Genomic DNA, 25,072 nt, shown 5'->3' on the forward strand with positions numbered 1-25,072 from the left:
ATAGCTCATGGCCGCACAACTCCGGGAACTTCGGTCGCGCATCAAGGCGACCAAGTCGATCGGCAAGATCACCAAGGCGATGGAGCTCATCGCCACCGCGCGCATCACCAAGGCGCGGGCGAAGGTCGCCGCTTCCCGGCCGTACGCCGACGAGATCACCAAGGTGCTCTCGGCGCTGGCCGGTGCGGCGGCCAACCTCGACCACCCCATGCTGGTCGAGCGCCCGAACCCGAAGCGGGCCGCTGTCCTGGTCGTGACCAGTGACAAGGGCCAGTGCGGTGGTTACAACTCCAACGTGCTCCGCGCGACCGAGGAGCTCCTCGCCCTGCTCCGCAAGGAGGGCAAGGAAGCCCGGGTCTACGTGACCGGCAACAAGGGGCTGAACTACTACCGGTTCCGCAACCGCGACGTGGTGGACGGCTGGACGGGCTTCTCCGACCAGCCGGGCTACACCGACGCGGTCGCGGCCGGTGAGGCCCTGGTGGAGTCGTTCATGTCCGGCGTCGACGACGAGCACGGCAACGCCGACGGTATCGAGGGTGTCGACGAGATCCACATCGTCTACACCGAGTTCGTGTCGATGCTGACCCAGCGTCCGATCGCCAAGCGCGTCGCGCCGCTCGAGGTCGAGTACTCCGAAGGGGAAGAGGAGAAGCCCGCCGGGCTGCTCCCCAGCTACGAGTTCGAGCCGAGTGCCGACAAGCTGCTGGACGCGCTCCTGCCGAAGTACATCAACACGCGGCTCTACGCGGCGTTGCTCGAGTCGGCGGCGTCCGAGCTGGCCGCCCGCCGGACGGCCATGAAGGCCGCGTCGGACAACGCGAACGACCTGGTGGGGAACCTGACGCGGGAGATGAACCAGGCCCGCCAGGCGCAGATCACCCAGGAGATCTCCGAAATCGTCGGTGGCGCGAACGCGCTCACCGCAGCAGGAAGTGATGATTGATGACCAGTACTGAAGCCCCGCGCGCCAAGGGGCGCATCGTGTCGGTGACCGGTCCGGTCGTCGACGTCGAGTTCCCGCGCGGTTCCGTGCCCGACCAGTTCAACGCGCTCAAGGTCGAGATCGAGTTCGAGCAGCTCCGCAAGACCGTGACGCTCGAGGTCGCCTCCCACCTGGGTGACAACCTCGTCCGCACCATCTCGCTGCAGCCGCAGGACGGTCTCGTCCGCGGTGCCGAGGTCACCGACACCGGCGGCCCGATCACCGTTCCGGTGGGCGACAAGGTCAAGGGCCACGTCTACAACGCCCTCGGCGAGTGCCTCGACGAGCCCGGCTACGGTGACGACCTCGAGCGCTGGGGCATCCACCGCAACCCGCCCTCCTTCGACCAGCTCGAAGGCAAGACGGAGATGCTGGAGACCGGCCTCAAGGTCGTCGACCTGCTCACCCCGTACGTCCAGGGTGGCAAGATCGGCCTGTTCGGCGGTGCCGGCGTCGGCAAGACGGTGCTCATCAAGGAGATGATCACCCGTGTCGCCCGGAACTTCGGTGGTACGTCGGTGTTCGCCGGGGTCGGCGAGCGCACCCGTGAGGGCAACGACCTCTTCCTGGAGATGAGCGAAGACGGCGTCATCAACGACACCGCCCTCGTGTTCGGCCAGATGGACGAGCCGCCGGGCACGCGCATGCGCGTCGCCCTGTCCGCGCTGACCATGGCGGAGTACTTCCGCGATGTGCAGAACCAGGACGTGCTGCTGTTCATCGACAACATCTTCCGGTTCACCCAGGCCGGTTCCGAGGTGTCGACCCTGCTGGGCCGGATGCCTTCGGCCGTGGGTTACCAGCCGACGCTGGCCGACGAGATGGGCCAGCTGCAGGAGCGGATCACCTCGACCCGAGGCCGTTCGATCACCTCGATGCAGGCGATCTACGTCCCCGCGGACGACTACACCGACCCGGCCCCGGCCGCGACGTTCGCCCACCTGGACGCCACCACCGAGCTTTCGCGTGGTGTCTTCCAGAAGGGCATCTTCCCGGCGGTGGACCCGCTGGCGTCGACGTCGACGATCCTCGACCCGGCCATCGTCGGTGAGGACCACTACCGCGTGGCCTCCGAGGTCATCCGGATCCTGCAGAAGTACAAGGAACTGCAGGACATCATCGCGATCCTCGGTATGGACGAGCTCTCGGAAGAGGACAAGCTCACCGTCCAGCGCGCCCGCCGGATCGAGCGCTTCCTCTCGCAGAACATGCTGGTCGCGGAGGCGTTCACGCAGATCCCGGGCTCGACGGTGCCGCTGTCGGAGACCATCGAGTCGTTCGACCGCATCGCCAAGGGTGACTTCGACCACTACCCGGAGCAGGCGTTCCTGGGTATCGGTGGCCTCGAAGACCTCGAGAAGAAGTACAAGGAAATCACCAAGAAGTGACTTCCCTGAGGCGGCGGGGGCGGTGTCCACTGTGGACTCGAGCCCCCGCCGTTCTCATACCGGGATACGGACCTATTACACTCGGTGGTAACACCCCGAGCGAAGGAGTGCTACGTGGCTGAGATGTCCGTGGAGCTGGTGGCTGTCGAGCGCCGTCTCTGGTCGGGTACCGCCACTTTCGTGGTGGCCCAGACCACCGAAGGCGAAATCGGCATCATGGCCGGTCACGAGCCCGTGCTCGGGCAGCTCGTCGAGGGTGGCGTGGTCAAGGTGACGACCACCGAAGGCGAGTCGGTGTTCGCGGCCGTGCACGGCGGTTTCCTTTCGGTCACCGGCACCGGGGTGAGCATCCTCGCGGAGAGCGCCGAGCTCTCCGACGAGATCGACGTAGAAGCGGCGAAGGCGGCCCTGACCGGGGACGACGAGACCGAGCGGGCGAGGGCCTCGGCCCAGCTCCGCGCAGCAGGTCAGTCGGCCTGAGCGAGCGACGGGCAGGAGCCGGGCCGTGCAGATCACCGTGGTGGTAGTCGGGCTCCTGATCGTGCTCGTGGTGCTGGCCGGCTGGTACGGCCAGCGGTGGATCCGGATGCGCCGCGGCGGGGGCGTGAGCGTCGCGCTGCGGTGGCGTCCGGACAGCGCGCGGGCCAGCTGGCACCTGGGGCTCGGCCGGTACGAGGGTGACGAGTTCGTCTGGTACCGCGTGTGGAGCCTGCGCAGCGGCCCGGACCGCGTCTTCCAGCGGGCGAGCATGCAGATCGCCGACCGCCGTGACCCCTCCGGCACCGAGGCCTACGCCGTCCCCGAAGGCGCCATCGTGCTGCGCTGCGAGTCCGAGACCCAGGAGGCGATCGAGATCGCCATGGGCCCGGGTGCGCTCACCGGCTTCCTCTCGTGGCTCGAATCGGCCCCGCCCGGGCGACGTCTCCCGCGCGCTTCCTGACACCGGCTGTCTCAGGTGCTGTCTCAAACCGAGACAGCCATGGCGGCCGTTTTGGCCTACGGTTGAACGCATGATCTTCATCGTGGTCAAGTTCCCGGTCAAACCGGAGCACGCCGAAGCCTGGCCGGACATCGTGGCGGACTACACCAAGAACACCCGCGGCGAGGCGGGCAACCGGTTCTTCGAGTGGTCCCGCAGTCTCGAAGACAAGAACACGTACGTGCTGGTCGAAGGCTTCGAGGGCCAGGACGCCGCCGTCGCGCACGTCGGCTCCGACCACTTCAAGTGGGCCGTCGCGAACCTGGGTGCCTACATCTCGGACAACCCGCAGATCATCAACGTCCAGGACGCCTCCGACTGGGGTCCGATGGCGGAGATCTCGCCCCACTAAACTGGGGTTCGTGACTCTCGTCGAGATCCCCGGCTCCAAGTCCGTCACCGCTCGCGGCCTGTTCCTCGCGGCGGCCGCGCACGGCACCACCGTGCTCGGCCGTCCGCTGCATTCGGACGACACCGAGGGCTTCGCCGAGGGGCTCGTGAAGCTCGGCTACCAGGTGGACCGGCAGCCGGGCGCCTGGACGATCGAGGGCCGGCCGTCCGGACCGGGTGTCGCCGAGGCGGACGTCTTCTGCCGCGACGGCGCCACCACGGCCCGCTTCCTGCCCGCGCTCGCCGCGGCCGGCACCGGCACGTTCCACTTCGACGCCTCCGACCAGATGCGCCGCCGCCCGCTGGGGCCGCTGACCGGCGCGCTGCAGGAGCTGGGCGTCGACCTGACCTTCGAGGGCGAGCCGGGCCACCACCCGCTGACCGTCCGCGCGAACGGCGTCAAGGGCGGCGACCTGACCCTGGACGCGGGCCTGTCGTCGCAGTTCCTGACGGCGTTGCTGCTGCTCGGGCCGCTGACCGCGGAGGGGCTGCGGATCACGGTGACCGACCTCGTGTCGGTGCCGTACGTCGAGATCACGCTGGAGATGATGCGGCGCTTCGGCGTCGACGTCCGCCGTGAGGGCAAGACGTTCATCGTCCCGCCGCGGCCGTACCAGGCGTGCGACTACCCGGTGGAGCCCGACGCGTCGACGGCCAGCTACTTCCTGGCCGCGGCGGCGGTCACCGGCCGCACGGTGACCATCCCCGGCCTCGGTTCGTCGGCGCTGCAGGGGGACGTGCGGTTCGTGGACGTCCTCGAGCAGATGGGGGCCCACGTCCAGCTCGAAGAGGACTCGGTGACCGTCGCGGGCCCGTCGGAAGGCCTGCGTGGGGTCACGGTGAACATGCGCGACATCTCCGACACGGTCCCGACGCTGGCGGCGATCGCGCCGTTCGCGTCCGGCCCGGTGCGGATCGAGGACGTCTACAACACCCGCATCAAGGAGTGCGACCGCCTGGACGCGTGCGAGGAGAACCTGCGCGCACTGGGCGTCTCCGTGGAGACGGGCCGCGACTGGATCGAGATCCAGCCCGGTGTGCCCACCGGTGCGCTGGTCAAGTGCCGCCGCGACCACCGGATCGCGATGGCGTTCAGCATCACCGGCCTGCTGGTCGACGGCGTCACGCTGGACGACCCGGAGTGCGTGAAGAAGACGTTCCCCGGCTTCCACCAGGCCCTGCGGTCGCTGCGCGACAGCTGGGGGATCTAGGCGGGCTGCCCGCCCGGCTGCCAGAGCACGTCACCTTCGGGGTTGGCCAGCCGGGCCAGGATGAACAGCAGGTCCGAGAGCCGGTTGAGGTACTTCACCGCGATCGGGTTCGTCGTCTCCGGCTCGGCCTCGTACAGCTCCCACGCCGAGCGCTCCGCGCGGCGGGACACCGTGCGCGCCTGGTGCAGGAACGCCGCGCCCGGCGTGCCGCCCGGCAGGATGAACGACGTCAGCTTGGGCAGGCGGTCGTTGAAGTCGTCGCACCAGCCTTCGAGCCGCTCCAGGTACTTCTCCGTGATGCGCAGCGGCGGGTACGGCGGGTCGTCCTGGATCGGCAGGCACAGGTCGGCGCCGACGTCGAAGAGATCGTTCTGCAGGGTGCGCAGGACGCCGGTGATCTCGTCCGGCAGCGCGCCCATCGCGACGGCCAGCCCGATGACGGAGTTCGCCTCGTCGGTGTCGGCGTAGGCCCCCAGCCGGGGGGACGTCTTCGGCACGCGCGACCCGTCGCCGAGCGCGGTCGTGCCGTTGTCGCCGACCTTGGTGTACACGCGGTTGATGCGAACGACCATGAAGCCACCATAGCGGCCCCCGCCCGGGCCGAATCCGGGCGAGAGGGCATGATTGGCGGCCATGAGCGAGCACTTCGACGTGCATGGCGGAGCCCGGCTGGTCGGCGAGGTCGACGTGGTCGGCGCGAAGAACAGCGTGCTGAAACTGATGGCCGCCGCCCTCCTCGCGGAGGGCACCACGACCATCACGAACTGCCCGCAGATCCTCGACGTCCCGCTGATGGGCGACGTGCTGCGGAGCGTCGGCTGCGAGGTCGTCATCGAGGGCGACACCGCCACGATCACGACGCCCGCCGAGCTTTCGCACCGCGCGGACTCGGCGGCGATGGGCAAGCTGCGCGCGTCCGTCTGCGTGCTGGGGCCGCTGGTCGGCCGGCTGAAGCAGGCCGTCGTGGCGCTGCCGGGCGGTGACGCGATCGGCTCGCGGCCGCTGGACATGCACCAGAACGGCCTCCGCAAGCTGGGCGCGACGAGCACCATCGAGCACGGCTGCGTCGTCGCCAAGGCCGACACGCTGGTCGGCGCGCAGATCTGGCTGGACTTCCCGAGTGTCGGCGCGACCGAGAACATCCTGATGGCCGCCGTCCTCGCCGAGGGCACCACGGTGATCGACAACTGTGCGCGCGAGCCCGAGATCGTCGACATCTGCACGATGCTGGTGGAGATGGGCGCGAAGGTCGAAGGCGCCGGCACGTCGACGCTGACCGTGCACGGCGTGGAGCAGCTGCACCCGACCCAGCACAGCGTGATCGGCGACCGGATCGTCGGCGCGACCTGGGCCTTCGCGGCGTCGATGACCCGCGGCGACCTGACCGTGCGCGGGGTCAACCCGCACCACCTCGACCTGGTGCTGAACAAGCTCGAGCTGGCCGGCGCCGAAGTCACCACGTTCGGCGACAAGGGTTTCCGGATCGTGCAGCCCGAGCGGCCGCAGGCGGTCGACTGGGTCACCCTGCCGTACCCGGGTTTCGCGACCGACCTGCAGCCGTTCGCGGTCGCCCTGTCGGCGGTCTCCGAGGGCACGTCGATGATCACGGAGAACGTCTACGAGGCGCGCTTCCGCTTCATCGAGGAGATGATCCGGCTCTCCGGCGACGCCCGCACCGACGGCCACCACGCGGTGGTCCGCGGCGTCGAGCGGCTGTCGAGCGCACCAGTCTGGGCGTCGGACATCCGCGCGGGCGCGGGGCTGGTGCTGGCCGGCCTGTGCGCGGACGGCGTCACCGAGGTCTGGGACGTCTTCCACATCGACCGCGGCTACCCGCACTTCGTCGAGAACCTGAACCGCCTGGGCGCGAACATCAAGCGCGTCAGCGGCGAGCCCGACCGGACCTGAGTCAGCCGTCCTGCGCGCCCAGCGCGCGCAGGACGTACTCCACCAGCTGCTCCAGGTAGTCCGGCTCCACCGGGGCCCGGCGGACCACCATGCGCCAGTAGATCGGCGCGCCCAGGACGTCCATCGCCATCTCGACGTCCAGGTCCGCCGGGATTTCGCCCCGGTCCATCGCGCGGCGCAGCATCACCTCCGCGCGGTCGCGCCGGGGGCCGCCGATGCTCGTGCGCGCGCTTTCGGCCATCTCCGGGTTGCGCGCGCCCTCGGCGACGAGGTCCGGCAGGATCCGCGAGAACAGCGGGTGCGTGAGCCAGTCGATCATCCCCTGCAGCGTCACCCGCAGGTCGCCGCGCAGCGAACCGGTGTCCTCGAGGACCGCGCGTGACACGCTGAACTCCGCGACGACCGCGGTGATCATCTCGTGCTTCGACGTCCATCGCCGGTACAGCGCGCTCTTGCCGACCCCGGCCCGCTTCGCCACGGCTTCCATCGACAGCCGCCCGTAACCCTGTTCGGCGAGCTCGTGCAGCACCGCGTCCGTGATGGCCAGGGTGACTTCGGGCTGGAGGACCGCGGCGCCGGTCGGGGTGCGTGCCATGAGGCGCAGTCTAGCTGGTGGACGGGACGGTACCGTCCCGTCTATATTGACGTCGGGACGGTACCGTCCCGTCCAAACGTTCTAGGAGGCACCCGTGCGACCGAGCGAACTCGTCGAGCACGCGCTCGACCTGCTGGTGAAGCACGACATGGCCGGGTTCGCCGGGCTGTGGGCCGAGGACGGCGTCCTCGAGTTCCCGTTCGCCGCGGCGGGCTACCCGCCGCGCGTCGAGGGCCGGAACGCCATCGCCGACTACCTGCGTGGCTACCCGGACCTGCTCGACGTCCGGGCGATCACGGCGAAGACCGTGCACGAGACCGCCGACCCGGCCGTGGTGGTCGTCGAGATGACCGCGGCCGGTGTTGTCGTGGAGACGCAGAAGCCGTACGAGCTGTCCTACATCGCCGTGCTCACCATCAACGACGGCGAGATCCGGCGCTACCGCGACTACTGGAGCCCGCTCGCCGCGGCCGAGCTGATGGGGGGCGTCGACGAGCTGACGTCGGCGTTCGCCGGGAGCGACCGTGGCTGACGTCCTGGTCCTCGGCGGCACCGGCACCACCGGGAGCCGGGTGGTCGCGGGCCTGCGCGAACGCGGTGCCACGGCACGGGCCGCCACCCGCAAGGTGCACGAACCCGGCCATGTGCGCTTCGACTGGACCGACCGCGCCTCGCAGGTGGCTGCGCTGCAGGACGTCTCCGCGGTGTACCTGCTCGCCCCGATCGGCGAGGCCGAGCCGGCGCGCCTGGTCGCGCCCTTCCTGGCCGACGCGCTCGACGCCGGCGTGCGCCGGGTCGTGCTGCTCAGCTCGTCGGCGATCACCGAAGACTCACCCGGGCTCGGCGAGCTGCAGCGCCTGGTGCGCACGGCGCCGGAGTGGGCCGTGCTGAAGCCGTCGTGGTTCATGCAGAACTTCACCGGCGAGCACGTGGTCGCCCAAGGTGTGCGGGACGGCGAGATCGTCACCGCGACCGGCGACGGCCGGGTCGCGTTCGTCGACGCGGGTGACATCGCGGCGGTCGCCGTCCGCGCGCTGACCGACGCCGAACCGCACAACACCGAACACGTGCTCACCGGTCCTTCGGCCCTGAGCTACGCCGAGGCCGCAGAGATCGTCACCGCGCACACCGGACGTCCGGTGCGCCACCGCCCGGTGAGCACCGCCGAATTCGCCGCTTTGGTTGCGGCGTCGGGAGTTCCCGCGGAGTTCGCCACCGTCCTCGCCGCGCTCGACGAGGACATCCGGCGCGGCACCGAAGACCGCGTCACCCCGGCCGTCGAAGAGGTCACCGGCCGGCCCGCCCGAACGTTTCGCACTTTTGTGGAGGAGGAAATCCGATGAAGCAGCTCATGTTCACCGAGGACCCGCAGTTCTGGTTCGAAACCCTGCGCCTGTTCGGCCACGCGGCCTACGGCGGCTCGGACTTCGGCGAGGTGCTCGCCGCGGCGTCGACCGTCACGCCGGGGGACTACGACAGCTGGCACGACGCCTACCGCCGCCTGGCCGACCGGCTCTACGCCGAGGCGGCCGACGCGAGCCCGGTCACCGCGCGGGACCTGCTGCTGCGCGCGTCGACGTACTACTTCTCGGCGGACTTCTTCCTGCACGGCGACCCGGCGGACCCGCGGATCGCGGCGGCCTACGACCGCAGCGTCGAATGCTTCCGGCGCGCCGGTGTCGCCGAGCCGGTCGAAATCCCGTACGAGGGAACGGTTCTGCAGGGCTACTTCTACCGCGCGCCCGGCGCCGGGCCGAAGCCGGTCGTGGTCATGCACAGCGGTTTCGACGGCAGCGCCGAGGAACTCCACTTCTTCGGCGCGGCGTCCGGCGCCGAGCGCGGCTACCACGTGCTGACCTTCGACGGCCCCGGCCAGCCGTCCGCGATGCACCGCGACAAGCTCGTGTTCCGGCCGGACTGGGAGCACGTCGTCACCCCGGTGGTGGACTTCGTGCTCGGGCTCGACGGTGTCGACCCGGAGCGGATCGCCTTGCTGGGCGTGAGTTTGGGTGGCGTCCTCGCCCCGCGCGCAGCGGCGTTCGAGCCGCGGCTGGCGGCGGTCATCGCGGTCGACGGCGTCTACGACGCGGGCTCCGCGGTGACGTCGATGCTGCCCTGGGACCGCGACGAGATCGTCCGCCGCGCTCGGGCGGAGCAGGACGAGGAGTTCGACGCACTGCTCGCCGCCGGCCGGCAGGCGAACTCGACGCTGCGCTGGGCGTGCGACCACGGCCGCTACGTCCTGGGCGCGGCGTCCGACCGCGAGTTCGTCGCGAAGTACCTCGAGTACACCCTCGACGGCGGCATCGCGGAGAAGATCACGTGCCCCACGCTGATCTGCGAAGCGGCGGACGACCTGTTCTTCGGCGGCGAAACGGAAACCGAGCCGCGCCGGCTGCACGCGCACGTGAACGCTCCGAAGACGCTGCTGACGTTCACCGCGGAGGAAGGCGCGGACGCCCACTGCCACGTCGGCGCCCAGCGCCTCGCGGCCGGCCGCATCTACGACTGGCTGGACCGCACGCTCTGACTCTGGGCCGAACAGGTGACGGCCGAATGCCGTAGTAACAAAGAATCAGGGGTGCCGACTATGAGCGGGTATCGAGGAGGTCGCACCAGGCGATCCACGTGACCGGAAAGCACCGAAATGGCAGAGGAAACCGGCGACACCCGTGTCGTGATCAATCATCGAACCCTCCGGATCGGGCGGGAGAACTATGCGCTGAACAACATCGCCCGCGTGCAGGTGATCGGCGTCAAGCCGCCCCCGGACGCCGGCCAAGGAAACGCGAAGCTCGGCTGCATGTCGGCGTTCGGGGTCTTCCTCCTGTTCTCGATCCTGACCGCGAGCACGCAAAGCGGCGCACTGGCGACGATCGGGTTCGTGGCGGCGATCGCCGTGGGGATCCTGGTTTTCATCAAGTCGAAGAAGGCGTATACGCCGCGCTACGCGCTCATGCTGGAAAGCACGGGAAACCCGAAAGCCGGCCTCATCTCCCCGGATCGGGAGAGCCTGGAGTGGGTTTCCGATCGGATTGTCGACGCCATCGAGAACCCGCCGGAGACGGAGCAGTCCTACACGGTGAGCAATGTTTTCCTGGGTGATCAGTTCAACCAGTACGGCGACGGCAACATCGGCCGGATGGTGAACCCGTGACGATGTGGGGCGGCGACCAGATCAACCAGTACGGCAACGGCAACATCGGCAAGATCGACCAGCGTTCGGGCGACGGGCGCAACCAGGTCAACGACGCCGAACGGGCCGGCGCCTCCGCCGAACTGACCGCCTTCATCGCCCACCTGCACGAGGTGGGGCTGCTTTCGCCCGACGGTGACCCGGTGGACCCCTCGGCCATCGAGGCGGAGATCGTGAAGGAGAAGTCCACGCTGCGGAAGGTGGCGAACGTGATCGGCCGGGGCGCGAAGGAGGCGTTGGCCAAGACGGTGAACCACGTCGTCGTCCCGCTGCTGTTGAAACTGGTCGAGAAGCAGCTTCGCTGAGTCCGCCGCGTGCCGAGCGCGGCCCCGGTCAGCCTTCGAGGGCCAAAGCCGCGCCGAAGCCGAGCAACGCGGTACCCGTCACGCCGTCCATCGCGCGGCGCACCTTGCGCCGCTGCAGCCAGCCCCGCACCCGGTGCACGAACAACAGCAGCAGCACCTGCCACACCACACCCAGCGCCGCGACCGTGTACGCCAGCAGCAGCGAGTCCCCGAACCCCGACTCGGGGGTCAGGAACTGCGGCAGCACCGACAGGTAGAGCACGATCACCTTCGGGTTGGTGATGTTGGACAGGAACCCCTCCCGGAACCGCCGGCTCCGGGAGGCGCGGGCGCGGCGGACGTCGTCCAAGGCCTCGTAGTCGCCGCGCCAAGCGCCGCGCAGGGCCTGGATGCCCAGGTACACCAGGTAGGCCGCGCCGAGCCACTTCACCGTCTCGAACACCGGCTGGTAGCGGGTGATCACCGCGCCCAGGCCGAGCGCGGCCGCCGTGCCCTGCAGGAAGTTCGCGACGCTGATCCCGGCGCACGCCCAGCCGCCGCCGCGCGCGCCGCCGGTGAGGGCGTTCTTCAGCACCACCATCGTGTCCGGGCCCGGCATCATCGCCAGCAACGCCATCATCGCCGCGAACCCGGCGTAGGTGCTCCACGTCATCAGGACTCCAGGGCGAGGACGGCGCCGAAGCCGACCAGGGCGGTGCCGGTGACGCCGTCCAGTGTGCGACGGACCCGCCGCCGCCCGAGCCACGCGCGCACCCGGTGCACGAACACCAGCAGCACCAGCAGCCACAGCCCGCCGAGCACCGCGACGGTGTAGGCCAGCGCGAGCGCGTCCCACGTCGTCGTGCGCACCGGGTCGAGGAACTGCGGCAGCACCGACAGGTACAGCACCAGCACCTTCGGGTTGGTGATGTTGGACAGGAACCCTTCGCGGAACCGGCGGAAGCCCCCGCCGCGACGTCGTTGCTGCGTCTGCTCGACGACGTCGTAGTTCCCGCGGAACGCACCGCGCAGCGCCTGGAAACCGAGGTAGACGAGGTAGGCCGCGCCGACCCACTTGAGGGCGAGGAACACCGGCTGCGACTTCGCGATGAGCACGCCGAGCCCGAGCGCGGCGGCGCTGCCCTGAACGACGTTCCCGGTGACGATGCCGAGCGACGCGAGCAGCCCGCCGCGGAATCCGCCGGAGAGCGCGTTCTTCAGCATCACCATCGTGTCCGGCCCCGGCGCCAGCACGATCAGGACCACGATGACCAGGTAACTCCCGTACGAACTCCACGTCACGGCTGCCCACGCTAACCGACGGGTATCGGTCCGGTCTCGCGGATTTCCGTCACACCGTCCGGCGCGTAGTTTGTCCGTGTGTACCGGGGGGAACTGAGGCTGCAAGCCGGCGAAAACCTGCTGTGGCAGTGCTCGCCGCGACCCGAACCGCCCGAGGAGCGGAACAAGGCGGTGCTGGTGGCGCTGACCTCCGGCCGTATGAACGAGCTGCCGGAACCCACGCTGGAGATGCACGCCGACGGCACCGGCACGATCGTCTTCGCCGGCGCCGAAGATCGGCGCCTGCACCGGACCATCCCCATCGACCGCTACGCCGAACCAGATCTCCGGCTCCGCGAGGTCAACCACGACAGAGGGTGTTCGCGCACGTACAGCGTGCTCGGGATTCGGCGCCGGGCACCTCGGCAGAGTAGTGTTCGGCCATGTCAGCAGGGGAAATCGATCTTCTACCCGGTGAGCGCGTGCTCTGGGCGGGAGAGCCGGTCCAGCGCCCGTTGTACATCGCCGCCGACGGGGTGATCGCCCCCGCCGGACTCGTTCTCGCCGCCGTCGCGCTGTGGTTCCTCCTTACCCAGGTGCACGAAGGCGCCGGCACGCTTGCCGGGCTGATCGTGCTCGTGGTCGGCGTGTACGGCGCGATCGGCCGTTCCGCCGTCCGCTACCTCGCGCTCGGCCGGACGACCTACGCCGTGACGGACAGCCGGATCATCGCGCGGTCGGGCCTGTTCCGGCAGAAGGAACTCGCCAGCGAACTGGCCACCCTGTCGCCGCCGGCCCTCAAGCGCGGCGGCACGGGCACCGGCACGATCAGCTTCGGCGACACCGGATCGGTGACGCTGATCGGCGTCGGCGAGCCCAAGCGGGTCCGCGACCTGCTCACCAAGGCCATCGACGAGGCCCGGGCGCGCCAAGCCCCGCCGGAGGCGGACACCTCGGCCGCCTGAGGGCAACCGGTACGGCCTTCTCGAGCGTCAGCCCGGCAAAGAGCGCTGGGGAGGCCGCCGTGGAAGAGCCGATCATCGTTGTGCAGCCGGGTGAGCTGCTGCTGTGGTCGGGGCGCCCGCAACGGGTCGTCCCGGTCGGCGGGGAGTGGTGCCGCCTCGTTGTCGGCTCGATCCTGGTGGCAGTGATCATCTCCTTCGCCGGACTGTACGTGCTTCCCGTGCTCGTGTGGTTCGTGATCGTCTGCGGGCCGGTGGCCTTCCGGCTGTGGACGACGTATCGCGCGGTGTACGCGGTGACCGATCAGCGGGTCGTCGTGGCCGACCGCATCTCGGGCCACATCCGCAAGTGGATGGACGTGACCACCCCGGAGGTCTCCTCGCTCCGCGGCGACGGCGTCGGCACGCTCACCTTCCACCCGCTGTTCGAGACGGTGGACATCCTCGGCTTCGGCTTACCGAAGCAGAACCCACAGCGTCCGATCGCGCTGTTCGCTGTGCCGGACGCCAGGCAGGTCCAGGCGCTGATCGTGCGGGCTCTGATCGCGGACTGACTCACCCGGACGTGTCCGATTCCACTCCGCCACACAAGTTACCGGCCGGTACACTCGTTGGGTCGTCCAGTGCCGGAGGTGCACAGTGCCGTACCCATCCGACCACGAGCGGGATCGCCCCTGGGTGATGCGCACGTACGCGGGCCACTCCTCCGCCGCCGCGTCGAACGAGCTCTACCGGCGCAACCTCGCGAAGGGGCAGACCGGCCTCTCGGTGGCGTTCGATCTGCCGACCCAGACCGGCTACGACCCGGACCACCAGCTGAGCCGCGGTGAGGTCGGCAAGGTCGGGGTGCCGATCTCGCACATCGGCGACATGCGGCGGCTCTTCGACGGCATCCCGCTCGCCGAGGCCAACACGTCGATGACGATCAACGCGCCGGCCATGTGGCTGCTCGCGCTGTACGTCTCCGTGGCGCGCGAGCAGGCCGAGACCGAAGGCCGGGACGTCGACGAAGTCCTCGCGAAGCTCACCGGCACCACGCAGAACGACATCATCAAGGAGTACCTGTCCCGCGGGACCTACATCTTCCCGCCGGGTCCGAGCCTGCGGCTGATCACCGACATGATCGCGTGGACCGTGCACCACGTGCCGAAGTGGAACCCGATCAACATCTGCAGCTACCACCTGCAGGAGGCCGGCGCGACACCGACGCAGGAGGTCGCGTACGCGCTGTGCACCGCGATCGCCGTGCTCGACGCCGTCCGCGACTCCGGGCAGGTCGAGCAGGCCGACATGGCCAAGGTCGTCGCGCGGATCTCGTTCTTCGTCAACGCCGGCGTCCGGTTCGTCGAGGAGATGTCCAAGATGCGCGCGTTCACCGCGCTCTGGGACGAGATCACACGGGATCGTTACGGCGTAACGGATCCGAAGGCGCGCCGGCTGCGCTACGGCGTCCAGGTCAACTCGCTCGGGCTTACCGAGGCCCAGCCGGAGAACAACGTCCAGCGGATCGTGCTGGAGATGCTCGCGGTGTCGCTCTCCCGGGGCGCGCGGGCCCGCGCGATCCAGCTGCCGGCGTGGAACGAGGCGCTCGGCCTGCCCCGGCCGTGGGACCAGCAGTGGGCGCTGCGGATGCAGCAGGTCCTCGCCTTCGAGACGGATCTGCTGGAGTACGAGGACATCTTCGACGGTTCCCACGTCATCCAGGCCAAGGTCGACGAGATCATGGCCGGCGCGCGCGAGGAGATCGCCCGCGTCCAGGACGTCGGCGGCGCGGTCGCCGCGGTCGAGAGCGGCTACATGAAGTCGCAGCTGGTCGGGTCGCTGGCCGAATACCGCCGCGGCATGGAGAACGGCGAGCGGGTCCTGGTCGGGGTCAACAAGTTCGCCACGACCGAGCCGTCGCCGCTGCAGGCCGAAGGCGCGAAGGCGATCGAGACGATCGACCCGGCCGTCGAGAAGGAAGCTGTCGCGGCGCTCGAAGACTGGCGCAGCCGGCGGGACAACGACGCCGTCGCGCGGTCGCTGGCCACCTTGAAGGAGACGGCGCAGACGTCCGCGAACCTCTTCGAGGCCACTGTGGACTGTGCGCGGACCGGGGTGACCACCGGCGAGTGGGCCGGCGCGCTGCGCGAGGTGTTCGGCGAATACCGGGCGCCCACCGGGGTTTCCGCGGCCGCCGCCGGTGGTGGCGACCCGGGGATCGAGCGGGTCCGGGAGCGCGTCCGTGCCACCGAGGCGGAACTGGGCGAGCGGCTGCGGATCCTGGTCGGCAAGCCGGGCCTCGACGGGCACTCCAACGGCGCCGAGCAGGTCGCCGTCCGCGCCCGCGACGTCGGCTTCGAGGTCGTCTACCAGGGCATCCGGCTGACGCCCGAGCAGATCACCGCGGCCGCCGTGCAGGAGGGCGTGCACGTCGTCGGGCTGTCGGTGCTGTCCGGCTCGCACCTGGAGGTCGTGCCGCACGTCGTCGACGGCCTGCGGGCCGCGGGCGCGGGGGACGTCCCGGTGATCGTCGGCGGCATCATCCCGCCCGACGACGCCGCGTTGCTGACCGAACGCGGCATCGCGCGGGTGTTCACGCCCAAGGACTACGAGCTGACCGACATCATGGACGGCATCGTCTCGCTCATCCGGGAGCGGCACGGCCTCAGCTGAGATCGGCCAGGATGTCCTTTGTGGACTTGACGGTGGCGAACTGGTTGGCCAGGTTCGCCGCCGTGACGCGGTACAGCTCGTCGGCGGTCACCTCCGGGAGGTCGAAGGTGAACGTGGCGTCGAGCGCGAAAGTCACGTCGTAGCCGAGGTTCCCGCCCATCCGCGCGGTGGTCTCGCAGCAGAAGTTCGTCTGGATGCCGGCGAGCACGAAGCTCGTGATGCCGCGCTTGCGCAGCCACGCGTCGAGGTCGACGTCGCCGAGGAACGCCGAGTTGACCTGCTTGCCAAACACCAGGTCCGGGCGGGCGCCGTCGAGTTCGGGTTTGAAGTCGTTGCCGGGCTGGCCGGGCCGCAGCGACGACTTCGGGCCCGTCGAGTCGTGGTGCACCAGCACCACCGGGAGCCGGCGCTCCTGCCAGGCGTCGAGCAGGGCCTTGATGTTCGCTTCGGCGCCGGGGTTGTTGCGCGGACCCCAGACAGGCTCGTCGAACCCGCGCTGGACGTCGATCAGGATGAGTGCCGTTTCGGTCATGACGTCGAGCTTCCTTGGTTCACGACGTCCGGGGGAGTGGCAGAAGACGCGCGATGCGGTACTTTTCTGCCATGCGCACGATCGGCGTCCTGCTCCTGCCCGGTACCCGGATGTTCGACCTCGCGGTGATCGGCGAGGTCTGGGGCCAGGACCGCACCGACAGCGGGATCGGCCCGTTCACCCTGCGACTGTGCAGCCCAGGCCGGGTCCGCACGGCCGTCTCGCCGTTCGGTGACGTCGCGGCGACCCACGGGCTGGCCGGGCTCGACGGTTGCGACCTCGTGCTGGCACCGGGCCGCGACGACCCGCTCGCTCCGGTGCCGTCGGCGGCGGCCGCAGCGCTGCGGCGGGCCCACCGCGCGGGGACGACGGTGGCCGCGTTGTGCTCGGGCGCGTTCACGCTGGCCGCCGCCGGCCTGCTCGACGGCCGCGCCGCGACCACGCACTGGCGTGACTTCGACACCCTGATCGTCGCCGCGCCGCGCGCCGACCTCCAGCGCGACGTGCTCTACACCGACGACGACGGCGTCCTGACCTCGGCGGGTGTGGTCGGCGGCCTCGACCTGTGCCTCTACCTGGTCCGCCGCGACCACGGCGCGGACGTCGCCGCCGCGCTCGCGCGCCGCCTGGTGATGCCGCCGGCGCGGGAAGGCGGGCAACGCCAGTACGTCGACAACCCCTTGCCGCCGTCGAACGCCCAGCCGGGCATGGCGTCCACAATGGACTGGGCGCTGGCCAGGATCGGTGACGACATCGGTGTCGAGGACCTGGTCGGGCACGCGCGGATGAGCGAGCGGACGTTCCACCGGGAGTTCGCCGCGGCCACCGGCGTGACGCCGGGACGCTGGCTGCGCGTACAGCGCGTCCGATACGCGCAGCGGCTGCTGGAGACGACCGAGCTGCCGGTCGAGCGGGTCGCGCAGCGGTCCGGGCTGGGCACCGCGGCGAACCTGCGGCGGCGGATGCGCGCGGAGGTCGGCGTGGGTCCCGACAGTTACCGGCGCACGTTCAGAAGAGTTACCGTCGAGGCATGACCGAGTACGAGCACATCCTGGTCAAGCGCGACGGCGACACCGTCACGATCACCATGAACCGCGCGGCACGGCGCAACTCGCTGTCCGCCGAGCACCTCGCGGAGCTGCTCGCCGCGTTCCACGAGGCCGGGACGTCCGACGCGACCGGCATCGTGCTGGCGGGCGCCGGGCCGGTGTTCTCGGCCGGGCACGACTTCGGCGACGTCGCCGCGCGCGACCTCATGGGCGTGCGCGAGCTGCTGACGCTGTGCACGGACCTGATGCGCACGATGCAGTCGGTCCCGCAGGTCGTCATCGCGCGGGTGCATGGCCTGGCCACGGCCGCGGGCTGCCAGCTGGTGGCCTCCTGCGACCTCGCGATCGCCGCCGAATCCGCGGGCTTCGCGCTGCCGGGCGGCAAGGGCGGCTGGTTCTGCCACACACCGGCGGTCCCGGTGGCGCGCTCGATCGGCCGCAAGCGCCTGATGGAGCTGGCCCTGACCGGCGACGTCGTCGACGCCCCGACCGCACTCGACTGGGGCCTGGTGAACCGGGTCGTCCCGGACGAGCAGCTGGACGACGCCGTCGCGGAGCTGCTGGCGCGAGCGACCCGCGGCAGCCGGGCGAGCAAGGCGATGGGCAAGGTGACCTTGTACGCCCAGCTGGATCGTCCCGAGGCCGACGCGTACGCGATCGCGCTGGAGGTCATGGCCTCGGCGTCCCAGCTGCCCGGTGCCCGCGAAGGCATGGCTGCGTTCCTCGAGAAGCGCAAGCCCTCCTGGCCCGACTGACCCGAAGCGGCACTTTCACGTGAAAGTGCCGCTTTCGTGCCCGACGGCCGTACCATACGGTATGGTATGGCCATGGTGAGCAAGCGGGACTGGCTGGACGCGGGGCTGACGCTGCTGGCGGAGCAGGGCGCGCCGGCGGTGACGATCGAGCGGCTGACCGAGCGGCTCGGCCTGTCGAAAGGCAGCTTCTACCACCACTTCCGCGGCATCGGCGGCTACCGGACGGCGCTGCTGGAGCACTTCGAAGCCGAGCGCACCACGCGGTTCAAGGACGAGGCCGAGCGCGTGCAGGGTGACCGGCTGCGCACGCTGATGAAGCTCGTCCTCGCGCCCGGGCCGGGCCCCGAGCTGGAGATCGCCGTCCGGGCGTGGGCGCTGCAGGACGCTGAGGCGCGGGCGGTCCAGGAGCGCGTCGACCGGACCCGCGCCGACTACCTGACCGAGGTCTGCGGCGACGCGGAGCTCGGGCAGGCGCTGTACCTGGTCGTCGTCGGCGCCGGGCAGGTCGTGCCGCCGCTGTCGGGCGACCGGCTCAAGAGCGCGCTGGAACTCGTACTGGGGAGACGATCATGACCGAGCTCGAGCCCTTCCTCGACGGCGCCGACTACGTCGAGTTCAAGGAGATCGAAAGCGAGAACAGCCTGCGTGAGTTCGTCGCGGGCGTCTTCGGCTGGAGTCCCGGATGGGTGAAGTTCCTGTTCGGCGTCCGGTACCTGCTGGCCCGGGCGCTGCGCCTGGAGACGGCGCGGGTGCCGCGCCGCCGCCGGTCCGCGGACATCGGCTTCGAGCCCGGTGACGCGGCCGGGCTCTTCACTGTGCGGGCGGGCGACCCGGAGCGCTACCTGGTCGTCGGCGCGGACGACAGTCACCTGAGCGGGTACCTGACGGTCGAGGTGGTTCCCAGTGCGCGCCGCCGGTTCCGGGTCGGCACGATCGTGCACTTCCACAACCGTGTCGGGCCGGCCTACTTCGCGCTGATCAGGCCGTTCCACCACCTGGTCATCCGCGGGATGCTCAGGGCCGGAGCCGCTCGGCCAGCATGAGCTGGGCCCACGCGGCGATCGACTGGGCGTCGGTGATCCCGCCGGTGAGGATCAGTTTCTCGATTTCGTCACGCGAGAACCAGGCGCTGCGCATGTCCTGCTCTTCGAGCTCACGCTCCGGCTCGCCCTCGGTGAGCTCGGTGGCGAGGAACACCCAGCCGCGCTGGCTGCTCATGCCGGGCGCGACGTCGAGCTGGCCGAGCGTGACCATCGAGCCGGCGCGCAGCCCGGTCTCCTCGCGCAGCTCGCGGGCCGCGAGCTCCTCGGGCGGCACGTCGGCCAGGTCCGGCGCGGTGCCCTGCGGGAACTCCCAGCGGCGCTCGCCGATGGGGTAGCGGAACTGCTCGACCAGCCGGAACCGGTCGCCGTCCTGGGCGACGACGAGCGCGTACGCCGGTTTGTCGATCACGCCGTAGATGCCGGCCGAGCCGTCGGGGCGGCGGATTTCGTCCTCCCGCACGGTCATCCAGTTGTTCCGGTACACCTCGCGGGACGCGACACGCTGAATGGGGTCCACCCGACCAGTATCCCGGACCTGTCCTACCCTCCTCGGGTGCGTCTCGTGATCGCGCGGTGCCAGGTCGACTACGCCGGCCGGCTCACCGCCCACCTGCCGATGGCCACCCGGCTGCTGCTCGTCAAGTCCGACGGTTCGGTGTCGGTCCACTCCGACGACCGCGCGTACAAGCCGTTGAACTGGATGAGCCCGCCCTGCTGGCTGATCGAGGACGGCAAGATCTGGATCGTCGAAAACAAGCAGGGCGAGAAGCTGGTGATCTCGATCGAGGAGATCTTCCACGACTACTCCCAGGCGCTGGGCGCGGAACCGGGCCTGCAAAAGGACGGCGTCGAGGCGCACCTGCAGGAACTGCTGGCCGAGCACATCAAGACCCTCGGCGACGGCTACACCCTGGTCCGCCGCGAGTTCCCCACGCCGATCGGCCCGGTCGACATCATGGCCCGCGACGCCGACGGCAAGTCGGTGGCGGTGGAGATCAAGCGCCGCGGCGAAATCGACGGCGTCGAGCAGCTGACGCGCTATCTGGAACTCCTCAACCGCGACCCGCTGCTGGCCCCGGTGCAGGGGGTGTTCGCGGCCCAGATCATCAAGCCGCAGGCGCGAACCCTGGCGGAGGACCGCGGAATCCGCTGCCTGACCCTGGACTACGACGAGCTGCGCGGCATCGAGTCCGACGAGTTCCGGCTGTTCTGAGTGGTCGAGCCGGGGCGCTACGTCCACTACAAGGGCAACGAGTACGAGGTGCTCGGCGTGGCGTCGCACAGCGAGACCGAAGAGCAGCTGGTGGTGTACCGCGCGCTCTACGGCGCGATGGGGCTGTGGGTCCGCCCGGAGGCGATGTTCACGGAGACCGTCGAAACACCGAGCGGTCCGGTGCCGCGGTTTCGCCGGCTCGGTTGCCCATGAGGGCGGTCTTCGGTGCGATACCGAATCGATGCCTTATTCGTGTATCTGATTCTGCGGCTATTACTCCGGCCGGGGAATTGTTTACGAGATAGCACTCGTTGCGGTGGGCCGTTCATTTCATCCGGTTATCTTAATGCGCTGTTCGGGTGAGGGGCGGATCCATTTCGTCCCGCTCGTGGGATACTCGATTCGAGGGGTTCCGCCGGTGGGTCCGGCGTGGCCGGAGGGTGGGGCGCTCGGCAGTCTTTCTTTGCCGTGCCAACGTTTTCTTTCCGCCTTGAGCTTGGTGTGCGCATGTTCTCCGGTCGGCGTGCGCGCGTTTTCGCCTGCACGGAGGAGGAAGTCATGCGTTATCGCCCGCTCGGTTCCGATCCGCTCGACCCGCGGCTGGGCCGGTTCATTCCGGACGACTGGGAGCACGTCGAACGGTATCCGCTGTCCGCGCTCGCGGACGACGACCGGCCGACGCGGTCGCCCGTGGTCATCGGGGTCAACTGGTACTCCGCGTTCGACAAGCCGGAGAAGGACGAGAAGTCCGGCGAGTTCTTCATCGCGAAGGCGGGCGCCGCCGCGCTCGGCCGGGTCCGCGGTGGGCACTGCGTCTGCCTCGAACCGGGCGGCACCCCGGACACCGACGCCAACTACGCGTTCTACGACCAAGGCGCGGAAGGCGCCTGCGTCGGCTTCGGCTGGTCGCGCTGCATGTCGCTCTTCAACGGCGGCGAGTACACCGCCCGCTGGCTCTGGGACGCGGCCAAGAAGCGTGACGAGTGGCCCGAGACCAACCCCGGTGACGACAACGGCACGTCGGTCCGCGCCGGCGCCGAGGTGCTCAAGGACGCCGGGCACGTTCTCTGGGACGACTCGTACAAGAACGACGACTGGGAGGCGCGGGAGAAGTACGTCCCCGACGCCAAACAGGGCATCACGGCCTTCCGCTGGGCCAAGTCGGTCGACGACGTGCACGCCGTCCTCGCCAACCCGCGGGCCGACGAGCTCGGCGCGGTGCCGCTGCTCAACTCGTGGGGCCCGGGCTACCCGCACCGCACCTACCTGCCCGACGACGTGCTCGCCCGGCTGATCGAAGAGGAGGGCGAGATCGCCGTCCCGACCGATCGATGATCCACAACTGAGTCGCTCCCGCGGCGTCGAGGGCGCGTTTCCGCTGGTCAAAGGCCAGGAAACGCGCCCTCTGTGCACAATGGACAGGTCAGCGTGCCGACCCTGAATCCATGCAGTACTGTCCGGATCCGACGGGACAGTGGTGATTCCTGTCGGTTGTTGTCCAGTTTGAAAAGTACAGCCGGGAGGTGGGTCGGGTGCTTCTCGCCGATGCGAACCTGCGACTCGACGCCAACGCGATCGACTACGTCGAGTTGGCGTTCTATTTCGTCCTGGTGCTCGGCATCGGGTACCTGGCACGACGGCAGGTGTCGAGCAGCCTCGACTTCTTCCTGTCGGGCCGTTCGCTACCCGCCTGGGTGACGGGCCTGGCGTTCATCTCCGCGAACCTCGGCGCGGTCGAGGTCATGGGCATGTCCGCCAACGGCGCCCAGTACGGCCTGCCGACCGTCCACTACTTCTGGATCGGCGCGATCCCGGCGATGCTGTTCCTCGGCATCGTGATGATGCCGTTCTACTACGGCTCCAAGGTCCGCAGTGTTCCCGAGTTCATGCGCCGCCGCTTCGGCAAGCCGGCGCACCTGCTCAACGGCATCAGCTTCGCCGCCGCTCAGATCCTGATCGCGGGCGCGAACCTGTTCCTGCTGGCCAGTGTCGTGAACCTGCTGCTGGGCTGGCCGATCTGGGTGTCGATCATCATCGCCGCCGTGATCGTGCTCTCCTACACCGCGCTCGGCGGCCTCTCCGCCGCGATCTACAACGAGGTCCTGCAGTTCTTCGTGATCGTGATCGCGCTGGTGCCGCTGACGATCATCGGCCTGGTGAAGGTCGGCGGCTGGAACGGCCTGGTCGACAAGGTCACCAACAGCCCGGGCGGCACCGCGCAGCTGCACTCCTGGCCCGGTGACAACCTCACCGGCTTCGGCAACAACATCCTCTCGATCCTCGGCATCGTGTTCGGCCTGGGCTTCGTGCTCTCGTTCGGCTACTGGACGACGAACTTCGTCGAGGTCCAGCGCGCGATGGCGTCGAAGAGCATGTCCGCCGCGCGGCGCACGCCGATCATCGGCGCGTTCCCGAAGATGCTGGTCCCGTTCATCGTGATCATCCCCGGCATGATCGCCGCGGTCACCGTGTCCGAGTACGTCAAGGACAAGCAGGTCCTGCTCGACGGCGGCACCGCGGAAAGCGGCGTCACGTTCAACAACGCGCTCCTGCTGCTGATGCGCGACCTGCTGCCCAACGGCATGCTCGGCATCGCGATCGCCGGCCTGCTGGCCTCGTTCATGGCCGGCATGGCCGCGAACCTCAGCTCGTTCAACACCGTCTTCACGTACGACATCTGGCAGACGTACGTCCAGAAGGACAAGCCGGACGGCTACTACCTGCGGCTCGGGCGCATCGTGACGTCGGTCGGCACGGTCCTCGCGATCGGCACCGCGTTCATCGCGTCGAACTCCGGCAACATCCTGGACTACCTGCAGGACCTGTTCTCGTTCTTCAACGCGCCACTGTTCGCGACGTTCATCCTGGGCATGTTCTGGAAGCGGATGACGCCGCACGCGGGCTGGAGCGGCCTGCTGCTCGGTACCGCGTCCGCGATCACCGTCTGGGGCCTGTCCCAGGCCGGGGTGATCGGCCTGAGCGGCCAGGGCACCAGCTTCGTCGCCGCCGGTACCGCGTTCGTCGTCGACATCGTGGTGAGCGTCGTGGTGTCGCTGGCCACCAAGCCGAAGGCGGACGAAGAGCTGGTCGGTCTCGTCTACTCGCTGACCCCGAAGTCGACGCGGCAGCACGACAACACCGGCGAGAACTCGGGCTGGTACCGCAAGCCGGGCCTGCTCGCGGGCATCGTGCTCATCCTGACCATCGCCCTCAACGTCATCTTCTAGGAGGTCCGTCATGGCTACCGAGTCCGGCGCGCGTCCCAAGAAGGCCGGCGCTTTCGACATCCGGCTGATCATCGCCCTGCTGATCGGCGTCTACGGCGTCATCCTCACGGTGATGGGCATCGGCTTCACCTCCGACGCCGAGCTGCAGAAGGCGGCCGGGGTGAACATCAACCTGTGGGCCGGCATCGGCATGCTGGTGGTCGCCGCGCTGTTCTTCACCTGGGCGCAGGTCCGGCCGCTGGTCGTGCCGGCGGAGCCCGAGGCGACCGAGGCGACCGAGGCCGACGAGACCACCGGCACCACACCCGCGGCGGGGGAATAGCCGGGTTGTCCGGACAGCGGCACGATCGTGCCGCTACCGTGCATCGCGTGCTCCCTGACGTTCGGCGCCGCCGTCTCCCGAAGCTGTTCCTGCTGGTCACCGCCCTCACGCTGACACTGACCGCGTGCGGGCAGGACCTCGGCAGGTCCAACTTCGCGCGGACGACGGTGCCCGCCGCGGCGGGCACCGGCCAGGTCTCCGACGGCCCGATCACCGACGCCGCGGTGGCCGCGAACGTGCTGCGCACGGTCAAGCCGTGCCAGTTCCTCACCAAGGACGCCCTCGGCGCGCTCGGCCTCGGCACGGTCGAGGAGGACCCGACGCCGTCGTCGATCGCCTACGACCGCTGCGCCAACAAGGTGAAGGACCCCGGCGGCAAGGAGATCCGGCTCGACTTCGAGATCGGCAACACCCTGCTGCCGCGGGCGGACAAGACGACCGGGCAGGTCGGCGGGCTGCCGCTGCGCGTCGACAAGACCGACGACTCCGACTGCACGGTCGCGGCGATGACGGCCCTGAACCCGGACACCGCCCTCACGCTGACGGTCGCCTACCCGGGTGACCCGTGCCGTCCCGGGCAGACGGTGCTGGACGCCGTCGTGCAGAAGCTGCACAACTCGCCGGAGAAGTACTCGACGCCGCCGGGCACCCTGCTGACCGCCGACCCGTGCACGATGGCGGAGTCCTCAGTGGTCGCCTCGGCCGCGCCGTCGCCGAAGCAGGCGCCGACGGGCCTGCACAGCTGCGACTGGGCGAGCAACGCCGCCAACCCGACGGTGTCGGTCGAGTTCCTGCCGGGCCTGCCCCCGCTCGTGGGTGACGGTTTCTCCAAGGTGGACCTCGGTGGCGGGATCACCGGCTTCCAGAAGAAGGGCACCTCGAGCTCGGCGGAGTGCGAGGTGGAGTGGCAGCACCGGCCGTGGCAGGGCGACGACGTCGAACTGGCCCAGGTCCGCTACCGGAACTACAACACCAAGCCGGACACGGACGACGCGTGCGGCAAGGCCGTCACCGTCGCGAAGAACGTCGTCACGAAGCTCCCGAAACCCTGACCTGGCGTACGGCCGCGCGGAGATGTAGGAAGAGGGCACCCACCC

Annotated in this window: 31 protein-coding genes; 25 read left to right on the forward strand and 6 right to left on the reverse strand. The window is 69.5% G+C overall.

Annotated elements, in window-relative coordinates; genetic code table 11:
- Window positions 1-7 precede the first annotated feature (7 nt).
- From ACIOD2_RS11375 to aroA, 6 genes are all read left to right on the forward strand, one after another.
- The gene (locus tag ACIOD2_RS11375) at window positions 8-946 is read left to right on the forward strand and encodes a F0F1 ATP synthase subunit gamma (protein WP_400536676.1); all 939 of its coding nucleotides are present in this window, start codon (window positions 8-10) and stop codon (window positions 944-946) included.
- A complete protein-coding gene (gene atpD / locus ACIOD2_RS11380; RefSeq protein WP_323322809.1) occupies window positions 946-2,373 on the forward strand; it encodes a F0F1 ATP synthase subunit beta in 1,428 nt (475 codons plus the stop codon). Before ACIOD2_RS11375 ends, atpD begins: the two co-directional genes overlap by 1 nt.
- Before the next feature lie 114 nt (window positions 2,374-2,487).
- On the forward strand, window positions 2,488-2,853 hold the full coding sequence (locus tag ACIOD2_RS11385) for a F0F1 ATP synthase subunit epsilon (protein ID WP_400536677.1): 366 nt from the start codon (window positions 2,488-2,490) through the stop codon (window positions 2,851-2,853).
- Window positions 2,854-2,878: 25 nt separating this feature from the next.
- Window positions 2,879-3,313 (forward strand): DUF2550 domain-containing protein, encoded by a 435-nt coding sequence (locus ACIOD2_RS11390; protein WP_400536678.1) that lies wholly within the window; start codon window positions 2,879-2,881, stop codon window positions 3,311-3,313.
- A gap of 70 nt (window positions 3,314-3,383) precedes the next feature.
- Window positions 3,384-3,704 carry a putative quinol monooxygenase gene (locus ACIOD2_RS11395; protein WP_400536679.1) on the forward strand — a complete coding sequence of 107 codons (321 nt, stop codon included), beginning with the start codon at window positions 3,384-3,386 and terminating at the stop codon, window positions 3,702-3,704.
- A 10-nt stretch (window positions 3,705-3,714) separates the two neighbouring features.
- Window positions 3,715-4,953 (forward strand): 3-phosphoshikimate 1-carboxyvinyltransferase, encoded by a 1,239-nt coding sequence (gene aroA / locus ACIOD2_RS11400; protein ID WP_400536680.1) that lies wholly within the window; start codon window positions 3,715-3,717, stop codon window positions 4,951-4,953.
- Here the strand turns inward: aroA and ACIOD2_RS11405 are convergent.
- Entirely contained in the window at window positions 4,950-5,525 is a 576-nt protein-coding gene (locus ACIOD2_RS11405; protein ID WP_400536681.1) for a cob(I)yrinic acid a,c-diamide adenosyltransferase, read from the reverse strand. The two genes, aroA and ACIOD2_RS11405, sit on opposite strands and share 4 nt — an antisense overlap.
- 61 nt (window positions 5,526-5,586) lie before the next feature.
- Between ACIOD2_RS11405 and murA the strand changes: the two genes are divergently transcribed.
- Window positions 5,587-6,861 carry a UDP-N-acetylglucosamine 1-carboxyvinyltransferase gene (murA, locus tag ACIOD2_RS11410; protein WP_400536682.1) on the forward strand — a complete coding sequence of 425 codons (1,275 nt, stop codon included), beginning with the start codon at window positions 5,587-5,589 and terminating at the stop codon, window positions 6,859-6,861.
- A gap of 1 nt (window position 6,862) precedes the next feature.
- Here the strand turns inward: murA and ACIOD2_RS11415 are convergent, their stop codons facing one another.
- On the reverse strand, window positions 6,863-7,456 hold the full coding sequence (locus ACIOD2_RS11415; protein ID WP_400536683.1) for a TetR/AcrR family transcriptional regulator: 594 nt from the start codon (window positions 7,454-7,456) through the stop codon (window positions 6,863-6,865).
- Window positions 7,457-7,550: 94 nt separating this feature from the next.
- On the opposite strand from ACIOD2_RS11415, the gene ACIOD2_RS11420 reads away from it, so the two are divergent.
- From ACIOD2_RS11420 to ACIOD2_RS11440, 5 genes are all read left to right on the forward strand, one after another.
- Window positions 7,551-7,988, forward strand: coding sequence for a nuclear transport factor 2 family protein (locus ACIOD2_RS11420; RefSeq protein ID WP_400536684.1), 438 nt, complete (start codon window positions 7,551-7,553; stop codon window positions 7,986-7,988).
- On the forward strand, window positions 7,981-8,799 hold the full coding sequence (locus tag ACIOD2_RS11425; protein ID WP_400536685.1) for an NmrA family NAD(P)-binding protein: 819 nt from the start codon (window positions 7,981-7,983) through the stop codon (window positions 8,797-8,799). Before ACIOD2_RS11420 ends, ACIOD2_RS11425 begins: the two co-directional genes overlap by 8 nt.
- On the forward strand, window positions 8,796-9,986 hold the full coding sequence (locus ACIOD2_RS11430) for an alpha/beta hydrolase family protein (RefSeq protein WP_400536686.1): 1,191 nt from the start codon (window positions 8,796-8,798) through the stop codon (window positions 9,984-9,986). Before ACIOD2_RS11425 ends, ACIOD2_RS11430 begins: the two co-directional genes overlap by 4 nt.
- Window positions 9,987-10,103: 117 nt before the next feature.
- Window positions 10,104-10,613, forward strand: a complete 510-nt coding sequence (locus ACIOD2_RS11435) for a DUF6232 family protein (RefSeq protein WP_400536687.1) — start codon at window positions 10,104-10,106, stop codon at window positions 10,611-10,613.
- Window positions 10,610-10,957 carry a hypothetical protein gene (locus ACIOD2_RS11440; protein WP_400536688.1) on the forward strand — a complete coding sequence of 116 codons (348 nt, stop codon included), beginning with the start codon at window positions 10,610-10,612 and terminating at the stop codon, window positions 10,955-10,957. Before ACIOD2_RS11435 ends, ACIOD2_RS11440 begins: the two co-directional genes overlap by 4 nt.
- A 28-nt stretch (window positions 10,958-10,985) precedes the next feature.
- On the opposite strand, the gene ACIOD2_RS11445 is transcribed toward ACIOD2_RS11440, so the two are convergent.
- Window positions 10,986-11,609: a LysE family translocator gene (locus tag ACIOD2_RS11445; protein WP_400536689.1), complete on the reverse strand. Its 624-nt coding sequence runs from the start codon at window positions 11,607-11,609 to the stop codon at window positions 10,986-10,988.
- Entirely contained in the window at window positions 11,609-12,238 is a 630-nt protein-coding gene (locus ACIOD2_RS11450) for a LysE family translocator (RefSeq protein WP_400536690.1), read from the reverse strand. The genes ACIOD2_RS11445 and ACIOD2_RS11450 overlap by 1 nt, the downstream gene beginning before the upstream one ends.
- 422 nt (window positions 12,239-12,660) lie before the next feature.
- On the opposite strand from ACIOD2_RS11450, the gene ACIOD2_RS11455 reads away from it, so the two are divergent.
- The 3 genes from ACIOD2_RS11455 to ACIOD2_RS11465 all read left to right on the forward strand — a co-directional run bounded on the left by ACIOD2_RS11455 (window position 12,661) and on the right by ACIOD2_RS11465 (window position 15,834).
- A complete protein-coding gene (locus ACIOD2_RS11455) occupies window positions 12,661-13,182 on the forward strand; it encodes a PH domain-containing protein (RefSeq protein ID WP_400536691.1) in 522 nt (173 codons plus the stop codon).
- Between the two features lie 59 nt (window positions 13,183-13,241).
- Entirely contained in the window at window positions 13,242-13,733 is a 492-nt protein-coding gene (locus ACIOD2_RS11460; protein WP_400536692.1) for a hypothetical protein, read from the forward strand.
- An 85-nt stretch (window positions 13,734-13,818) separates the two neighbouring features.
- Complete coding sequence (locus ACIOD2_RS11465) at window positions 13,819-15,834, forward strand: protein meaA (RefSeq protein ID WP_400536693.1); 2,016 nt, start codon at window positions 13,819-13,821, stop codon at window positions 15,832-15,834.
- Here ACIOD2_RS11465 and ACIOD2_RS11470 read toward each other — a convergent pair.
- Complete coding sequence (locus tag ACIOD2_RS11470; protein WP_400536694.1) at window positions 15,827-16,366, reverse strand: cysteine hydrolase family protein; 540 nt, start codon at window positions 16,364-16,366, stop codon at window positions 15,827-15,829. The genes ACIOD2_RS11465 and ACIOD2_RS11470 overlap by 8 nt on opposite strands.
- Before the next feature lie 71 nt (window positions 16,367-16,437).
- Here ACIOD2_RS11470 and ACIOD2_RS11475 point away from each other — a divergent pair, with 71 nt between their 5' ends.
- From ACIOD2_RS11475 to ACIOD2_RS11490, 4 genes are all read left to right on the forward strand, one after another.
- Window positions 16,438-17,400: a GlxA family transcriptional regulator gene (locus ACIOD2_RS11475; RefSeq protein WP_400536695.1), complete on the forward strand. Its 963-nt coding sequence runs from the start codon at window positions 16,438-16,440 to the stop codon at window positions 17,398-17,400.
- Window positions 17,397-18,170 carry an enoyl-CoA hydratase-related protein gene (locus tag ACIOD2_RS11480; protein ID WP_400536696.1) on the forward strand — a complete coding sequence of 258 codons (774 nt, stop codon included), beginning with the start codon at window positions 17,397-17,399 and terminating at the stop codon, window positions 18,168-18,170. Before ACIOD2_RS11475 ends, ACIOD2_RS11480 begins: the two co-directional genes overlap by 4 nt.
- Before the next feature lie 72 nt (window positions 18,171-18,242).
- On the forward strand, window positions 18,243-18,743 hold the full coding sequence (locus tag ACIOD2_RS11485; protein ID WP_400536697.1) for a TetR/AcrR family transcriptional regulator: 501 nt from the start codon (window positions 18,243-18,245) through the stop codon (window positions 18,741-18,743).
- Complete coding sequence (locus tag ACIOD2_RS11490) at window positions 18,740-19,213, forward strand: DUF2867 domain-containing protein (protein ID WP_400536698.1); 474 nt, start codon at window positions 18,740-18,742, stop codon at window positions 19,211-19,213. Before ACIOD2_RS11485 ends, ACIOD2_RS11490 begins: the two co-directional genes overlap by 4 nt.
- Here the strand turns inward: ACIOD2_RS11490 and ACIOD2_RS11495 are convergent.
- On the reverse strand, window positions 19,185-19,730 hold the full coding sequence (locus ACIOD2_RS11495) for an NUDIX domain-containing protein (RefSeq protein ID WP_400536699.1): 546 nt from the start codon (window positions 19,728-19,730) through the stop codon (window positions 19,185-19,187). The two genes, ACIOD2_RS11490 and ACIOD2_RS11495, sit on opposite strands and share 29 nt — an antisense overlap.
- Window positions 19,731-19,766: 36 nt before the next feature.
- Between ACIOD2_RS11495 and nucS the strand changes: the two genes are divergently transcribed.
- The 6 genes from nucS to ACIOD2_RS11525 all read left to right on the forward strand — a co-directional run bounded on the left by nucS (window position 19,767) and on the right by ACIOD2_RS11525 (window position 25,027).
- Window positions 19,767-20,426 (forward strand): endonuclease NucS, encoded by a 660-nt coding sequence (nucS, locus tag ACIOD2_RS11500; RefSeq protein WP_328449579.1) that lies wholly within the window; start codon window positions 19,767-19,769, stop codon window positions 20,424-20,426.
- The gene (locus ACIOD2_RS11505) at window positions 20,427-20,639 is read left to right on the forward strand and encodes a DUF1653 domain-containing protein (RefSeq protein WP_400536700.1); all 213 of its coding nucleotides are present in this window, start codon (window positions 20,427-20,429) and stop codon (window positions 20,637-20,639) included. It abuts the gene before it with no gap.
- A gap of 345 nt (window positions 20,640-20,984) precedes the next feature.
- Window positions 20,985-21,761 carry a hypothetical protein gene (locus tag ACIOD2_RS11510; protein ID WP_400536701.1) on the forward strand — a complete coding sequence of 259 codons (777 nt, stop codon included), beginning with the start codon at window positions 20,985-20,987 and terminating at the stop codon, window positions 21,759-21,761.
- A 197-nt stretch (window positions 21,762-21,958) separates the two neighbouring features.
- A complete protein-coding gene (locus tag ACIOD2_RS11515; protein ID WP_400536702.1) occupies window positions 21,959-23,653 on the forward strand; it encodes a sodium:solute symporter family protein in 1,695 nt (564 codons plus the stop codon).
- A 10-nt stretch (window positions 23,654-23,663) separates the two neighbouring features.
- Window positions 23,664-23,975: a hypothetical protein gene (locus tag ACIOD2_RS11520; protein WP_400536703.1), complete on the forward strand. Its 312-nt coding sequence runs from the start codon at window positions 23,664-23,666 to the stop codon at window positions 23,973-23,975.
- Window positions 23,976-24,022: 47 nt separating this feature from the next.
- Window positions 24,023-25,027: a DUF3558 domain-containing protein gene (locus ACIOD2_RS11525; RefSeq protein ID WP_400536704.1), complete on the forward strand. Its 1,005-nt coding sequence runs from the start codon at window positions 24,023-24,025 to the stop codon at window positions 25,025-25,027.
- The last annotated feature ends 45 nt before the right edge of the window (window positions 25,028-25,072 follow it).

Source organism: Amycolatopsis sp. NPDC088138, from assembly GCF_044741685.1.
In the GTDB taxonomy this organism is placed as follows: domain Bacteria; phylum Actinomycetota; class Actinomycetes; order Mycobacteriales; family Pseudonocardiaceae; genus Amycolatopsis.

Coding starts and splice junctions, on each gene's coding strand:
- ACIOD2_RS11510 (WP_400536701.1), top strand. CDS start 20,985: ATGCGTTATCGCCCGCTCGGTTCCGATCCGCTCGACCCGCGGCTGGGC.
- ACIOD2_RS11375 (WP_400536676.1), top strand. CDS start 8: ATGGCCGCACAACTCCGGGAACTTCGGTCGCGCATCAAGGCGACCAAG.
- ACIOD2_RS11490 (WP_400536698.1), top strand. CDS start 18,740: ATGACCGAGCTCGAGCCCTTCCTCGACGGCGCCGACTACGTCGAGTTC.
- ACIOD2_RS11430 (WP_400536686.1), top strand. CDS start 8,796: ATGAAGCAGCTCATGTTCACCGAGGACCCGCAGTTCTGGTTCGAAACC.
- ACIOD2_RS11395 (WP_400536679.1), top strand. CDS start 3,384: ATGATCTTCATCGTGGTCAAGTTCCCGGTCAAACCGGAGCACGCCGAA.
- ACIOD2_RS11480 (WP_400536696.1), top strand. CDS start 17,397: ATGACCGAGTACGAGCACATCCTGGTCAAGCGCGACGGCGACACCGTC.
- ACIOD2_RS11475 (WP_400536695.1), top strand. CDS start 16,438: ATGCGCACGATCGGCGTCCTGCTCCTGCCCGGTACCCGGATGTTCGAC.
- ACIOD2_RS11485 (WP_400536697.1), top strand. CDS start 18,243: ATGGTGAGCAAGCGGGACTGGCTGGACGCGGGGCTGACGCTGCTGGCG.
- ACIOD2_RS11405 (WP_400536681.1), bottom strand. CDS start 5,525: ATGGTCGTTCGCATCAACCGCGTGTACACCAAGGTCGGCGACAACGGC.
- ACIOD2_RS11435 (WP_400536687.1), top strand. CDS start 10,104: ATGGCAGAGGAAACCGGCGACACCCGTGTCGTGATCAATCATCGAACC.
- ACIOD2_RS11415 (WP_400536683.1), bottom strand. CDS start 7,456: ATGGCACGCACCCCGACCGGCGCCGCGGTCCTCCAGCCCGAAGTCACC.
- ACIOD2_RS11470 (WP_400536694.1), bottom strand. CDS start 16,366: ATGACCGAAACGGCACTCATCCTGATCGACGTCCAGCGCGGGTTCGAC.
- ACIOD2_RS11520 (WP_400536703.1), top strand. CDS start 23,664: ATGGCTACCGAGTCCGGCGCGCGTCCCAAGAAGGCCGGCGCTTTCGAC.
- murA (WP_400536682.1), top strand. CDS start 5,587: ATGAGCGAGCACTTCGACGTGCATGGCGGAGCCCGGCTGGTCGGCGAG.
- ACIOD2_RS11445 (WP_400536689.1), bottom strand. CDS start 11,609: ATGACGTGGAGCACCTACGCCGGGTTCGCGGCGATGATGGCGTTGCTG.
- ACIOD2_RS11455 (WP_400536691.1), top strand. CDS start 12,661: ATGTCAGCAGGGGAAATCGATCTTCTACCCGGTGAGCGCGTGCTCTGG.
- atpD (WP_323322809.1), top strand. CDS start 946: ATGACCAGTACTGAAGCCCCGCGCGCCAAGGGGCGCATCGTGTCGGTG.